The organism is Streptomyces sp. NPDC059398 (assembly GCF_042751845.1).
Taxonomy (GTDB): domain Bacteria; phylum Actinomycetota; class Actinomycetes; order Streptomycetales; family Streptomycetaceae; genus Streptomyces.
In genome coordinates this window covers 39,980-54,029 of the sequence record NZ_JBHYWP010000052.1, presented here as the reverse complement: position 1 = coordinate 54,029, position 14,050 = coordinate 39,980, and the positions used below count along the sequence as shown (strand labels likewise).

The 14,050-nt window shown below is 71.5% G+C and carries 11 protein-coding genes; 4 read left to right on the top strand and 7 right to left on the bottom strand.

All coding sequences use genetic code 11. The annotated features are described in order from the left end of the window. The 3 genes from ACFXBC_RS19710 to ACFXBC_RS19700 form a co-directional block, all read left to right on the top strand. Window positions 1-2,658 (top strand): amino acid adenylation domain-containing protein (locus tag ACFXBC_RS19710; RefSeq protein WP_385025569.1); only part of this gene is annotated, 2,658 nt, incomplete at its 5' end. A 261-nt stretch (window positions 2,659-2,919) separates the two neighbouring features. Beyond that, window positions 2,920-3,744 carry an LLM class F420-dependent oxidoreductase gene (locus tag ACFXBC_RS19705; RefSeq protein WP_385025566.1) on the top strand — a complete coding sequence of 275 codons (825 nt, stop codon included), beginning with the start codon at window positions 2,920-2,922 and terminating at the stop codon, window positions 3,742-3,744. After that, window positions 3,744-4,175 (top strand): TIGR03668 family PPOX class F420-dependent oxidoreductase, encoded by a 432-nt coding sequence (locus ACFXBC_RS19700; protein WP_385025563.1) that lies wholly within the window; start codon window positions 3,744-3,746, stop codon window positions 4,173-4,175. The genes ACFXBC_RS19705 and ACFXBC_RS19700 overlap by 1 nt, the downstream gene beginning before the upstream one ends. Before the next feature lie 62 nt (window positions 4,176-4,237). On the opposite strand, the gene ACFXBC_RS19695 is transcribed toward ACFXBC_RS19700, so the two are convergent. The 6 genes from ACFXBC_RS19695 to ACFXBC_RS19670 all read right to left on the bottom strand — a co-directional run bounded on the left by ACFXBC_RS19695 (window position 4,238) and on the right by ACFXBC_RS19670 (window position 11,252). Further along, complete coding sequence (locus ACFXBC_RS19695; RefSeq protein ID WP_385025560.1) at window positions 4,238-5,596, bottom strand: MFS transporter; 1,359 nt, start codon at window positions 5,594-5,596, stop codon at window positions 4,238-4,240. A gap of 169 nt (window positions 5,597-5,765) precedes the next feature. Continuing rightward, on the bottom strand, window positions 5,766-6,146 hold the full coding sequence (locus ACFXBC_RS19690) for a RidA family protein (protein WP_385025557.1): 381 nt from the start codon (window positions 6,144-6,146) through the stop codon (window positions 5,766-5,768). Window positions 6,147-6,188: 42 nt separating this feature from the next. Next, the gene (locus tag ACFXBC_RS19685; RefSeq protein ID WP_385025554.1) at window positions 6,189-7,001 is read right to left on the bottom strand and encodes a hypothetical protein; all 813 of its coding nucleotides are present in this window, start codon (window positions 6,999-7,001) and stop codon (window positions 6,189-6,191) included. Continuing rightward, entirely contained in the window at window positions 6,998-7,990 is a 993-nt protein-coding gene (locus ACFXBC_RS19680; protein WP_385025551.1) for a membrane dipeptidase, read from the bottom strand. The genes ACFXBC_RS19685 and ACFXBC_RS19680 overlap by 4 nt, the downstream gene beginning before the upstream one ends. After that, on the bottom strand, window positions 7,987-9,762 hold the full coding sequence (locus tag ACFXBC_RS19675) for a hypothetical protein (RefSeq protein WP_385025548.1): 1,776 nt from the start codon (window positions 9,760-9,762) through the stop codon (window positions 7,987-7,989). Before ACFXBC_RS19675 ends, ACFXBC_RS19680 begins: the two co-directional genes overlap by 4 nt. Then, on the bottom strand, window positions 9,759-11,252 hold the full coding sequence (locus ACFXBC_RS19670) for an aldehyde dehydrogenase family protein (RefSeq protein WP_385025545.1): 1,494 nt from the start codon (window positions 11,250-11,252) through the stop codon (window positions 9,759-9,761). The genes ACFXBC_RS19675 and ACFXBC_RS19670 overlap by 4 nt, the downstream gene beginning before the upstream one ends. Window positions 11,253-11,363: 111 nt before the next feature. Here ACFXBC_RS19670 and ACFXBC_RS19665 point away from each other — a divergent pair, with 111 nt between their 5' ends. Next, window positions 11,364-12,257, top strand: coding sequence for a LysR family transcriptional regulator (locus tag ACFXBC_RS19665; RefSeq protein WP_385025542.1), 894 nt, complete (start codon window positions 11,364-11,366; stop codon window positions 12,255-12,257). Window positions 12,258-12,288: 31 nt separating this feature from the next. Here the strand turns inward: ACFXBC_RS19665 and ACFXBC_RS19660 are convergent, their stop codons facing one another. Next, entirely contained in the window at window positions 12,289-13,794 is a 1,506-nt protein-coding gene (locus ACFXBC_RS19660; protein WP_385025539.1) for a carotenoid oxygenase family protein, read from the bottom strand. Window positions 13,795-14,050 lie beyond the last annotated feature (256 nt).

Below are 14,050 nucleotides of genomic sequence, written 5' to 3'. Positions count from 1 at the left end.
CAACCCACCACCCCCCACACCACCAACCCCACCCACACACCCCACCCCCACCACCCCGCCTACCTCATCCACACCTCCGGCTCCACCGGACAACCAAAGGGAGTCACCGTCACCCACAGCGGGGTCGAAGCGATGGTGCGGACGCAGGTGGAGCGGCTGGGGCTGGGGCCCGGGAGCCGGGTGCTGCAGATGGCGTCGGTCAGTTTCGACGCGGCTTTCTGGGAGTTCTGCATGGCGCTGCTGACCGGTGGCTGCCTGGAGCTGGCGACTCCCGAGGAGTTGGCGCCGGGGCCGCCGCTGGCGCGCTTGCTCGCGGAGCGTGGCGTCACCCATCTCACGCTGCCTCCCGCCGCCCTGGCCGTGATGCCCGCGGACGGGGTGCCCCGGGATGTCACGCTGGTCCTGGCCGGTGAAGCGTGCACGCCCGCCCTGGTCAGGCAGTGGGCCGCGGACCGGCGTGTGGTCAATGCCTACGGCCCGACCGAGACGACCGTCTGTGCGACCATCAGCGCGTTCCAGCAGGCCGACGGGCCGCAGTCACCGGTACGGACCGTGCCGATCGGTGTGCCGGTGGACAACGCCCGGGTGTACGTACTCGACTCCGGGCTGCGGATGGTGCCGCCCGGGGTGACCGGTGAGCTGTACGTGGCGGGCGACGGACTCGCCCGCGGCTACCACAACCAACCCGCCCTCACAGCAACACGCTTCATCGCCGACCCCTTCACCACCACCGGCCAACGCATGTACCGCACCGGCGACCTCGTCCGCTGGAACCACCACAACGAACTCGAATACCTCACCCGCACCGACGACCAGATCAAACTCCGCGGCTTCCGCATCGAACCCGGCGAAATCGAGGCAGCACTCACCAACCTCCCCGGCATCAGCGCCGCCCGCGTCATCCTCCGCGAAGACCAACCAGGCAACCGGCGCCTGGTCGCCTACACCGTTGCAGGGAAGAGCCGGCGGGAGGCGACGGCGGCCGATGTGCGGTCCGAACTCGCCGCCGTACTGCCCGCGCACATGGTCCCGTCCGTATGTGTGGCGCTCGATGCTCTGCCCCTCACCCCGAACGGGAAGGTCGACCGGCGGGCGCTGCCCGCACCTGATCCGTCCGCCGGCCGTCCGGCCGGGCGCGCGCCCCGTACCGAGCGGGAGAAGATCCTCTGCGAAGTGTTCGCCGACGTCCTCGGGGTCACGGACGTCCATATCGACGACGACTTCTTCGGCCTCGGCGGGCACTCCCTGCTCGCGGTGAAGCTGGCCCAGCGCATCGAGGAGCGGCTGGGCGTGCGGTTGTCGATACGCGATGTCTTCGCGGCGCCGACGGTCGACGGTGTCCAGCGCCTGCTGGACCCACCCGGCGCGACCGCCGGAGGGGCCGCCGACCGTGACACCGGCCGGCCGGATCCGGATCCACGGGACGATGTGCGGCTGGCTTCCGACATCTCACGTCCGTCGGCACCCGGCCGCCACAAGGCGCGGCCGGACGGGCAACGGCCGCTGCTGACAGGCGGATCCGGGTTCCTCGGAGCGTTTCTGCTGCGCGATCTGCTGGAGTCGGCCGACGGCCCCGTGGACTGCCTGGTGCGGTGCGCGGACGCGACGGACGGCGCACACAGGCTGCGCGCGAACCTGGAGCGGTACGGGCTCTGGCAGCAGCGCTACGCTCCTCTGATCCACGCGCTGCCGGGAGACCTGTCCGCGCCGGGTCTCGGCCTGTCGGCCCGTGACCGTACGGCCCTGGCGCGCAGGGTCGGTGCGGTCTATCACAACGGCGCCCGCGTCAACTTCGCCGCTCCTTACGGCGAACTGCGCGACGCGAATGTGGGGGGCACCGAGGAACTGCTGCGGCTCGTGGCCGAATCGGGGTCGAGCGGGATGCACTACATCTCGACCACGGGGGTGTACGCGCCGGGGCATGCGTCGTCCGGAGGACACCGGATTACGGAGTCGACGCCGCTGGGTTCCGTGCTGGAACTGCCTGACGGGTACGCGCAGAGCAAATGGGTGGCGGAGAGGATCGTGGAGCTCGCCCGGCACCGGGGCGTTCCGGTGACGGTCTACCGGCCGGCCCGGATTTCCGGCGACTCGCAGACCGGGGCCTGCCAGGAGCGTGACCTGTTGTGGCAGTTCATCAAGGGGTGCCTCCAGGCGCGGGCGGTCCCGGAGGGGCCCGAGGAGACGACGGGCTGGGTACCGGTTGACTATGTGAGCGCGGCCGTCGTGGCGATCGCCGGGCGCGGTGCCGACCGGGAGGCGACTGCCGGGAGCGGGTCCGCCGGTGGTGTCTACCACCTGACCAGTCCGCAGGCGCCGACCCTCTCGCAGGTCTTCGGAGCGGCCGGTTCGCTGGGTTACGTGGTGGAGCCGGTGTCGGCGGACGAGTGGACCAGGCGGGTGGCCGGTCAGCCCGACAACGCGGCGCAGCTCTTCCTCGGGGGCGAAGCCGGACGGCAGCCCGATGAAGCGGGCGGAGGGATGCGGCGTGCTGCGCGCTCCTTCGATTCGGTGGCCACGGACCGTGCCGCGACGGAGGCGGGGGTGCGTCGGCACGAGCTGACCGATGCGACGGTGCGTACCTATCTGACGTACTTCATCGGAAGCGGATTCCTTCCGGCTCCCGATGAAGTACGGGGCGGAGGCATCGGCCGCTGACCGGCAGACCGCCCCGCTACGCGGCTTCCTCCCCGGCGGACCGACCCCGTGTCACCGGTCCGCCGGGTTGCCGGTCCACGGCGCCGCCGCCGTAGCGGTTGCCGCCAAGCGCGTCGGGGGTGTGCCGGGACCGGCGCGCCGCGCCTCTGCCGTCGTTCACCGGCCGACAATGGACGGCGGCCCGTGGGACGGGCCGCCCGCGGGCGCGCGGCCGGACCGGTGAGCCAGGGCCCGGCGGGAAACCAGCGACGAAGGAGCCGTATGAAGTTCGGGATCTCCACGTTCATCACCGACCTGAGCATCCGGCCCGCACCCCTCGGGCGGGCCATTGAGGAGCGCGGCTTCGACTCGCTCTTCATCGCCGAGCACAGCCACATCCCGGTGGACCGCCGCTCGCCGTACCCCGGCGGGGGCGACCTGCCCGACATCTACTACCGCACCCTCGACCCATTCGTGGCGCTGAGCGCCGTCGCCACCGTCACCGAACGTCTCCTGGTGGGCACCGGCATCGCCCTGGTCCCGCAGCGCGACCCGATCCACACCGCGAAGGGGATCGCTTCGCTCGACCTGATCTCCGGGGGCCGGGCCGTCTTCGGTGTCGGAGTCGGCTGGAACCGTGAGGAGATGGCCAACCACGGCACCGACGCCGCCACCCGGGGCCGACTCGTCGACGAGCGGCTGCGGGCGATCATCGAGCTGTGGACCAGGGAGAAGGCCGAGTTCCACGGCGAGTTCGTCGACTTCGACCCCGTCTACTCCTGGCCGAAGCCGGTGCAGCGGCCGTACCCGCCGATCTACGTCGGCGGTGGCAGGGGTGCCTTCCCCCGGGTCGCGGCACTCGGTGACGCCTGGCTCGCCAACAGCGTTCCGCCCGCGCAACTGCGGCCCCAGATCGAGGAGGTCCGCGCCGCGGCGGGCCGCGATGTGCCGGTGACCGTGTACGCGGTACCCGACACCCCAGAAGCGATCGAGGGATACGCGGAACTCGATGTGGAGCGGGTCCTCTTCTCGCTGCCGTCCGATCCGGAGGCCGACGCCCTGGCACAGCTCGACCGGCTCGCCGGTGTCGCGGCGCGCTTCCGCTGATGCCCCGCCTGTCCGCATCGGAGGCGCGTGAGCGGTTCGCGGCGTCGAGGGTCGCCCGGCTGGCGACCACCGACGCCGCGGGCCGACCGCATCTGGTGCCGGTGGTCTTCGCGGTGACGGGCGAGACGCTGGTCATGGCCGTCGACCACAAACCGAAGCGTTCGTCCCGCCTCAAACGGCTGGCCAACATCCGTACCAGCCCCGGAGTCTGTCTGCTCACCGACTGCTACCGGGAGGACTGGGACCAGCTGTGGTGGGCGCGCGCGGACGGGCAGGCCCGGGTACTGCCGCCCGCCGGCCAGTCCGCCGACGCGGCGCGCCATGTGGCGCTGCTCATGGAGAAGTACCCCCGGCAGTACGCGGGGCGGCCACCGGCCGGTGAGGTCGTGGAGGTCGGCGTCACGCGCTGGACGGGGTGGCGGGCGACGTAGCCGGGCCCGCCCTCCGGGGAGACCGAACCGGCGGGCGGGGCGGCGGGGTCAGGACCGGGCGGTCAGGGCCGGGCGGTCAGAGCTGACGTCACATGCAGGTCCGTGTTCTTGGTCTCGGGCGCCATGAAGAAGCTGACGAGCGCACCGACGAGGGCGATACCCGCCGCGATGTACATCGTGGCGCTCAGACCCAGCGAGGCCAGGGACCACGGAGTCGCGAAGGTGCCGACCGCGGAGCCGATCCGGCTGATTCCCGTACACAGCCCGACCGCGGTGGCGCGGACCTCGGTGGGGAAGAGTTCGTTCGGGTAGATCCATTCGAGGATCGACGGCCCTCCGTTGAAGACCGCGTACACCGCGAAGGCGATGGCGACCATCCACAGGCCGGAGTCCGGCTCGACCGCGAGGTAGAGCAGACCGAGTGCGGAGACCGCGAACCCTCCGATGAGGACAGGACGGCGGCCCAGCCGGTCGACGAGGAGGAGGGCCACCACATTGCCGATGAGGAAGAACAGGTTGATCAGGCCATAGCCCAGATTCGCCTCGTCGGTGCCGCCGTCCAGGTTGAACAGGGCGAGGACCTGGGGCCCGAAGGCGTAGATGGCGAAGAGGGTGACGATGGTGCAGGTCCAGAACACCGAGATGAAGACGACGCGCCTGAGGTAGCCGCCGGTCAGCAGGGCGCGCATCGGGACGGCGCCCTCCTCCTCGGGCAGGTCCGCGAGCGTGGCATTCTCGGCGACGGTCTCCCGGAGGACGTCGACCGCCTCCTGGGTACGCCCCTTGCTGTGCAGCCAGCGCGGGGACTCCGGGATACGCGCCCGCGCGCAGACGATGACCGCAGCGGGGACCGCCGACGAGGCCAGCATCCACTTCCAGCCGTCCGGCGAGCGCAGCAGGAGGTACCCGACGAACGCGGCGACTGTCGCGCCCACGAACCACATGGCGTTCAGACCGCCGAGGAGCTTCGCCCGCCATGCCTTGGGGGCGAACTCGGTCACGAGGGAAGTGGCGATGGGGTAGTCCGCGCCGACGGCGATGCCGATGAGCAGCCGGAGCACAAAGAGTTCGATCACGTCGGTGACGAAGAACTGCAGGATCGAGCAGACGATGATCGCGATCAGATCGATCATGAACATCAGCTTGCGGCCTATGCGGTCGGTCACCGCTCCGAACACCGCGCCGCCGACGAAGACGCCGATCAGCGCGGACGCCCCGATCAGCCCGGACCAGAGGATGCTCATCTTCCACTGGTCCTGTATCTGGACCATGGCGATGCCGATGATGCCGAGGATGTAGCCGTCGAGGAACGGTCCTCCGGAGGAGACCAGCGAGAGCTTGATGTGGAACTTGTTGAGCTGAGCGGTGTCGAGCGAGGAGCCGGTGCGGTGGCCGGCTGAGGCGGATGTGTCGACGTCCATCGGGTCCGTCCCATCAAGGGTTCAGAAGCGCGGGAAGCGTCTCTGCGCGAGGCGAGAGCTGGAGGTGCCAGGGCGGCGGGGGGACCGCGTGGCGCGGGGAGTGAGTGACCGGATGCGCCCCGGTCTGCGGAGCGGGGGAAATGCGGGGTGTGTCCGTACGCCGCGGCCGTTACGGGCCGGGGAAGAGGGCCGCCACCGCGTCGATCTCGATCCGCTTGGCGCCGCGGAAGGCGGCGACCTGCACCGTGGTGCGGGGCGGCAGCGGAACGTCCGCCAGGCGTTCGAGGTAGGCGGCGTTGTACGGGTCGAACTCGGCGAGGTCGGCCAGGTACACCGTCAGCTTGAGCAGTGTGCCCAGGCCGGCGCCTGCTGCTGTCAGTACGGTCTCCAGGTTGTCCAGGGCCAGCCGTACCTGGGCGCCGATGTCGTGCGGAGTGCCGCCGTCTGCGGTGACGGGGACCTGGCCGCAGGCCCAGACAGTGCCGTTGTGGACGGCTGCGGCGGAGTAGGGCCGGGGCCGGCCGTCGGGGTGGGGGACGAGAGTCGCCATCGTCGGTCATCCTCTGCGGTGCGGTGCTGCGGGGGCGGGGGTTCAGGGGTGTTCGGGAACCAGGTAGCGGCGGGCGGCGCCGTGGATGGTCTCCCACGGTCCTGGGGCGACCCGCAGGCCGTGCGTCAGGGCTGTGGTGAAGCGTTCGTGGTGCTGTGCCGGGGTGCGGGCCGGTGGCAGGTCCGGACTCTGTCCGGGCCGGTTCCAGGGGGTCAGCAGGGTGCCCGCGCCCACGCGGCCGGTGCCGGGGAGACCGGGTGCGTCCGCGGCCCGGCCGGCGGGCTGCCCGTCGAAGACGGCCGAGGACGCCGACCGGTACAGGGTGCCGTCGGGGGTGGCCAGCACGCAGGCTCCGGGTGAGCCGTCCGCCCGTACCCGCGTGGCCAGGAGCGGGGCCGAGGTACGGGCCGCCGCGCTGACGAGGATCCACTCCACCGAGGGCGTCCACGCTCCGGGCAGCAGCACAGGACGCGAGCGCGCCGCTGCGAGATCCGCTGCCGGAGGGCCGAGGAGCAAGGGGCCGCGCCCGGCCGGATCGTGGAGTACGAGAAGGGTGTCGCCGGAACACGCGACCGGGTGCCGGCCCCTCGGGACACGGTCCAGCTCCTCGGCCAGTGCGCGGACGCCCGTCCCGTCCAGGACCTCGCCGAGCACCACGAGCTCTGCCGCCGTCGCGGCTTCCCCGCTGGAGGCTCCGGCGGCCACGAGGGCGCGGAAGGCGGCCTCGCGGATCTCCCGTACCGCGACCCGGAAGCCGTCGTCGGCCGACCGGACGGCACGGTGCGTGTCCGTGTCCGTGCGGGTGTACGTGCCCGTGCGGGTGCCGGTGTCCGCGCCGGTGGGCCGCCCGGTCATCGTGACTCCGTGGGGTCGAAGACCTCCGTGAAGAGGCGGAGCCAGTTCTCCCCCATCACCTTGGTGACGGTGGTGGCGTCCAGACCGGCGGAGAGCAGCCCGTCGGTGACCGCGGGGAAGTCCTCGGGGCCGCCGAACCACTGCGGCCACGCGGGCCATTCCGGTTCGACGGGGTTGGCCGACGGGGGCCGCCAGCGCCCGTTGCGCAGCCAGGCGACGAAGTCCTGGGACCAGTTACGCGTACAGTCGCTGCCGATCGCCACATGGTCCGGACCGATCTCGTCGACCAGCCGGGCGACCATCGAGCAGAACTGGTCACGGGTGGTCAGCTCGCCGCCCAGGACGTTGGGGTACAGACAGCATCCGATCACCCCGCCCCGGTCGGCGAGAGCCTTGATGACGTCGGCGGGCTTGTTCCTGGGGTGGTCGAAGAACCAGGTCGGGTTGGAGTGGGTGATCGCCACCGGCCCCTCGGACGCCTCGATGGCGTCCCGCGAGGTCCGGTTGCCCACGTGGGAGAGGTCGATGAGCATGCCGACCCGGTTCATCTCGTCCACGATGTGGCGGCCGAAGGCCGTAAGCCCCGAGTCGTGCTCGTCGTAGCAGGCGCCGCCGACCAGGTTCTGGATGTTGTACGTGAGCTGCGCGACGCGCACCCCGAGCCGGTGGAACACCTCCACGAGCCGGTAGTCGTCGGCGAAGGGGGAGGTGTTCTGGAAGCCCAGCAGCACCGCCACCCGGCCGGCGGCCTTCGCCGCACGTATCTGTTCCGCCGTCTCGGTGAGTACGACGATGTCGTCGTTGTCCCGGGCCAGCTGGTACCAGTCGCCGACCGCGCGCATGGTCTCGCTCGGCCCCTCCCACACGGCGCAGGTGGCGTTCACACCGGTGACACCGCCGGTACGGAGCTCTTCGAGCACCTTCCGGTCCCAGTTGTTGATCTCCAGGCCGTCCACGACGACCAGGTCCTCATGCGCGAGCGAACTCACCGTGCGTCCTTTCGGGGTTTGCGGGCGAAGAACCAGTCGTGCTCGGTCCCGGCCGCGATGTCGGAGGCCCGGGGGGCGCCGGAGAACAGCGTGACCCGGAGCCAGTCCGTCGACTGGGGGCTGTAGTTGTCCATGCCGTACAGGGCCAGCTGGAATCGCTGCAGGTGCAGGGGGAGGAAGTCCTCCGCGAGCAGGTTGGCCCGCACCTCCGCGTAGGGGTGGCCCGCCAGCGACTGGACCCGGGCCGCCGCGCCGCGGTGCCAGGGGTGTGCGAGCAGGAATTCGGCGACGGGCCGGCCCTCGTCCGCGCTCTCCAGATCGCTGAGCATTGCGGTCACCGCGCGGGCGATGTCGACCGGGTGCTCCACCTCCTCGCCGGGGTCGGTGCCGCGCCGGCCGCGCCGGGGTTCCTCGTTGTCCTGTGAGGAGAACCAGAAGTGCGCCTGTTGGACCGGGTCCCCGAAGTCGAAACGGCGCACCCAGCCATAGCGGTCGAGTACATCGGAGCGGAGTTCACCGCAGGTCTGCGCGGGTGCCACCTGGAGGGTCTGGTCGCAGTGCAGCAGGGCGTCGATGTCCGCGTCGAGTTCGTCGTGGACCTCGACGAGCAGCGAGTCGACGACTCCGCGTGCCTCAAGGCCGATCTCCCCGGCCGCCGTGTGCAGGTCGTACCAGGCGCGGTCGGTCCGCCTGCCCAGGATGCGGCCGGTGGTGAGGTATCCGTCGAGCAGGTCGGCCACCTTGTCGAGCTGTCCGGCCAGTTCGGGGCCGGGCAGATAGGGCGCGGTGGCCAGGGTGTCGCGTTCCCGGTAGTACTCGCGTGCCCGGTCCAGCAGCCGGCGGACCCGGAGCGTGCGGGCGTCCTGCGGTGACGTGGTCTGCTGGAGGGCGTACGCGAGGGGCAGTTCGCGCACCGCACACCAGGCGTCCAGCACCTGGGGGTGGTTGATCACATAGGGGACCATGCCGAGCCCGGTGGCGTTGCCGAGTCCGAGGAAGCGCCGCCATTCCCCGTCCAGCGTCGCGGCGTTCGGGCTCTTCGCTGCGGCGCAGTGTTCGACCAGGTCGTAGCTGAGCTCGCGCAGCAGCCAGGCGGTCAGCATCTGCGAGCGGTAGGGCAGCCGCAGCGGGTGGCCGGGGCGGAGCCTGCCGAAGTCGGCCAGTCCGAACTTGCCGTTGCTGTAGAAGGCCGTGCTGCGCAGGACGTAGGCGGCGTCGCCCAGGTCGGCCGGGTCGGGCTGCTGTCCCCCGGCGAGCCGGTCCACCACGTAGTCGAAGAACCGCCTGCTGCGGTTGGCCCGTGTCCACACCAGGGTCGCCGCGTCGGCGCGGCCCGTCTCCTGCCCCGGCACCTGGCTTCGCAGTGCGGAGCGGCGGGTCTCGTTCCATTCGCCCTCGACCAGGGCGGCGGTGATGTCCCATGCCTCGGCGACGACCCTGTCCGTACGCTGCCCGTCGGCCAGGACGGTGGAGAAGGCGACGAACCTCAGCTCATGGCCGTCGGCGTCGATCCGGTAGACGGCCTCGCCTCTCCCCTGTCCGTCGATGTCCCAGGTCTCGCGGGTCACGGTCCAGCGCTGTGCGGCGGCGGCGCGGAGGAAGGAGCGGGCGAAACTGTGCCGGGTGTGACGGGCGGACCCCAGGTCCTCCGGATCGAGCACCTGGTCCGCCGGGCGTGCGAACTCCTGGGCCCTGCACAGCAGTTCGGTCGGACGCCCGGTAGGCCGACCGGTCGGGCGCACCGCCGTACCCGCAGCCGGTCCGCCGGTCACGACCGGCTCCGCGCGGGGGTCCCGGTGCGCAGGTACGCCGTCTTGGACCAGGTGAAGAACTCCGCGCCGCTGTCGCCGTTCTGCTCGCGCGGCGCCGGGAAGGAGGAGTCCTTCAGTCCGCCGAACGGCGCGTGCAGCTCCGATCCCGTGGTGGGCGCGTTCGCCTTGACCAGCCCGGCGTCGAGCTCTTCGACACAGCGTCGTACGGCCCGTTCGTCGCAGGTGAACACCGCTGCGGTGAGGCCGAAGCGGGTCCCGTTCGCGATCCGGATCGCCTCGTCCAGGTCGGCCGCGCGCACCAGGGTGGTGACCGGGCCGAACACCTCCTCCTGGCAGATCGTCAGGCCGGGGTGGCCGCCGAGCAGGGTGGGGGCGAAGTAGCAGCTTCCGTCCGCTGCGGGGCCGGCGGCGGCGCGCGCCAGTACCTCGGCGCCCTCCGACAGGGCCTGCTCGACCGCGGCTTCGACCTCCTGACGTGCCCTCGCGGAGACGAGGGGGCCGATGGTCACACCGTCGTCCAGTCCGTCGCCGACGACCAGGGCCTCGACGCGTTGCCTGAGTTCCGGCAGGAGGGTGTCGTACGCCTCTCCCACGGCGATGATCCGGCGGGTCCCGGTGCACTTCTGGCCGGTGCTCCCCATCGCGCCGGCCACCAGGTCGGCGGCGGCCACGGCCGGATCGGCGTCGGGCAGCACGATGGCGGCGTTGTGCCCGCCGAGTTCCATCTGGACCTTGGCCCCGCGCGGTACCGCGGCGGCCTGGATGGAGCGGCCGACCTCGACCGAGCCGGTGAAGGTCACCCCCGCGATCTCCTCGCGCTCCACCAGGGCGGCGCCGACGCTGCCGGGCGCGAGGAGGAGGTTGAGCACGCCTGCCGGTACGCCCGCGTCCGCCAGTACCCGGGCGAAGGCCTCGGCCACGGCGACGGTGTCACTGGCGGGCTTCCAGATGACCGCGTTGCCCCACAGCAGGGCGGGGGCGATCTTCCAGGCGGGGATCTGCAGCGGGAAGTTCCACGGAGTGATCGCCGCGACGGTCCCGAGCGGGCGCCTGAGCGTACGGATGACCTCGTCGGGGTGGCCGGACGGATAGGTGGCTCCGTCGGCGGCGCGGGCCCGGGAGGCGTGGTAGTGCAGGGTCTCCACCGATGCGCCGACCTCGGCACGGGACTCCGGGAGGGTCTTGCCCTCCTCCCGCGTCATCAGCAGCGCGATCTCCTCGGCCCGGTCCGCGAGCAGCCCGGCCGCCCGGCGCAGGACCAGACCGCGCTGGATCAGGCCCTGCGCGGACCAGCCCGGCTGTGCGGTCCGTGCGGCGGCCACCGCGTCGTCGAGGAGCGTCTTACCGGCTGTCCGGTACACGGCGACGGCCCGGTCCGGGTGGGCGGGGTCGAGGCTGCGGGCCTCGGCCCCTTCCCCGTCCACCCACTCCCCCGCGATGAGGTGCCGGAGCTTCGTCGGCTGGTCAGGGGCGTTCGGAATGTCCGGCACGGCGGAGCTCCTCGGTGTTCGACTGCGGCTTCCCGTCACACGTTAAGCAGTCGTCGGACACGTGAGAAGTATCTATTGTCATGGGATTAATAAGCTGCAAGTATCAATGGCATGGAGCTCCGTCAACTCCGGTATTTCATCGCCGTCGCAACCGAGATGAACTTCCGCCGTGCCGCCGAGCGGCTGCATATCGCCCAGCCCGCGCTGAGCCAGCAGATCAGCAAGTTCGAGAAGGAGTTGCAGACCCCGCTGTTCCGGCGTACGACACGCAGCGTCGAGCTGACCGAGGCAGGGCGCGTGCTGCTGACCCAGGGGCGGCGGGTGCTGGCCGAGGCCGATCACGCACTGTCCGCCGTCGGGCACGCCGCGCACGGCGACATCGGCCTGCTGCGCATCGGCTTCGTCAGCTCGGCCGCGCTGAGCATCGTGCCGCGCAGCGTGCTGGCCATGCAGCAGTCCTGGCCTGCCCTCCACCTCGAACTGGCCGAAGCCACGACCGACGCCCAGCTGGAGTCGATCAGCGAGGGCCGTCTCGATGTCGGGATCGCCCGTGAGGTGGACGCGGCGACCGGGCTGGTCGTCCGGCGCATCCACCGTGAGCGCCTCGTCGTCGCCGTACACGAGTCGCACCGGCTGGCGGGCCGGAGCGCGGTGGAGCTGGCCGACCTCGCGGGCGAACGCTTCCTCACCTTCCCCCGGCACCAGGTGTCACGGCTCTACGACCACATCGCGGCGCTGTGCCACCAGGCCGGGCTGCGGCTCGAAGCGGCCCAGGAGGCCGTGCAGTTCCCCACCCTGCTCGGGCTGGTCGCCGCCAACACGGGCGTCACCATCGTCCCCGACTGCCTGCGCGTCCTGTGTCTCCCGGCCCTGCGGTACGTGCCGTTGACGGACCCCCCTGCGTACTCCACGGTCTCCGCGGTCTGCCGCTCGGACCGGCAGGACGCCCCTTCGGTGCGCAACTTCCTCGCCACGGTCGCGGAGTTGCGGTTCGGCGACACCTGATCCGCCGGGGTTGTGGCCCGGCTGCCGACCGTCACGCGTCCGCCACCCAGCTGCCGTGGAAGCCCAGCGGCACCCTTCCCGGGAGATGGACGCGGGCCAGCGGGTGGCCCGTGACGTCCTGCGCCGAGAGGATCACCAGGTCGGTGGCCCCGCGCTCCGGGTCGTTCACATAGGTCACGAGGTACCCGTCGTCCTCGTCCCGTGCACCCCGGCGCGGCACGAAGACCGGCTCGCCGGCCGCCGCTCCCTTCGCGAAGCGGTGCCCCTGGGAGCTGCCGCGCAGCATGTCGTGCTTGATGACGCAGTTGGTGAACGTGTCGTCCGGCGCCACCCCGTCGACCGTCTCGTACGCGACCCACATCTCGGCCGCGCTCGCCGTGTACCCGTAGCGGTGCCGGCGCGACACCAGCGATTCGTTGATCCGGGGGAACTCCTGCGCACGGTCGTCGAGCCGGGTGGCGGTGATACGGCCCGCGCCCAGGTCGATCGTCCACCGGTTGAGCGTGGGCGTACCGGTCGTGGAGGGCCCGCCGTTGCCCCGGCCCGCCGCGTAGAACGGGGCGGGCATGGAGGTGAACTCCACCACCACGGTGTCGCCCTGGTCGTAAGCGTTCAGTGTGTGCGCGTAGTACGACGGGTCGATATCGAACCACCGGGCGGCGCCGCCGGTCCGCGGCATCACACCGACCCGCATCGGGTGCCTGTCGTTCCAGACGTAGGGCACCGCCGCGCCCGCTCCGGCCGCCGCCATGTCGAAGGTGACGGGTACGTCCACGAGCACCACGTACTTCCGGGTGAGCGCGAAGTCGTGCATCATCGGCGCGTCCGCCACCGGGATCCTGGTGGACCGTGCCACCCGGCCGGTCCGGTCGATCATGAGGTGGCGGACATGGTCCCAGGTCGGGTAGTACGCCACGGCGTGCAGCTCGTCCGCGGCGGCGTCGTACTTCGTGTGCGCGGTGAACGCGCCCTCCAGTGTGGAGCGGAAGTCGTACGGACGCAGGGTGTTCAGCTCGCCGTCCAGCTCGTACGGCAGGGGGCCGCTCTCCTGGAGCGCCAGGATGCGCCCCTTGTACGGGATCACATGCGTGTTGGCCGCGAAGTCGTCGGGCGGGACCTCGCCCCGGTAAGGCTCGCCCAGTTTCTTCGCCACCTGCGACGAGCGCACCCAGCGGTTGCGGTACCACTCGGCCCGCCCGTCGCGCAGCCGCACCCCGTGGACCATGCCGTCCCCCAGCATCCAGTGGTGCGCCCGCGGGTCCTCGATACCGAGGGCATTCGGGCCGGTACGCAGGAAGCGGCCGTCCAGGTCGCGCGGCACCCGCCCGGTGACCTTCAGGCCGAACGCGGTCAGTTCCTCGGTGACCGGCGCGAACGCGCCCTCCAGGAAGGGGAACGTCTGCGCGCCCTCTCCCCCGGCGGCGACCGCGGCCGACGCCGAGGAGGCGCAGGGGCCGAGCCCCAGGCCCCCGACCACGCTCCCCGCCGCCGCGAGCGCCGCCCCCTGCAGAATCCTCCGCCGTGTGTGACTGGCCATCAGGCCCTCCCCGTTTCGTGGCCGGGCCCGGCAGTGGTCTGCCGGACCCTCCGCCGGCGGACCTTCCGTCGCCGACAGGGAACAGCGTGCGCCGGAAAGCACCGCGGCACAGGAGTGCTGGGGCCCGAACCGGGGGGGGGGGGGGGGCCCCCCCCCCCCCGCGGGCCCCGGGGTGTTGGCGGGCGGGGGGACAGGTGGCAAAAGACACCCACCCGTGTTGACAAGAGGGGAGGTACGGTGTAGTGACCCCCGGCGG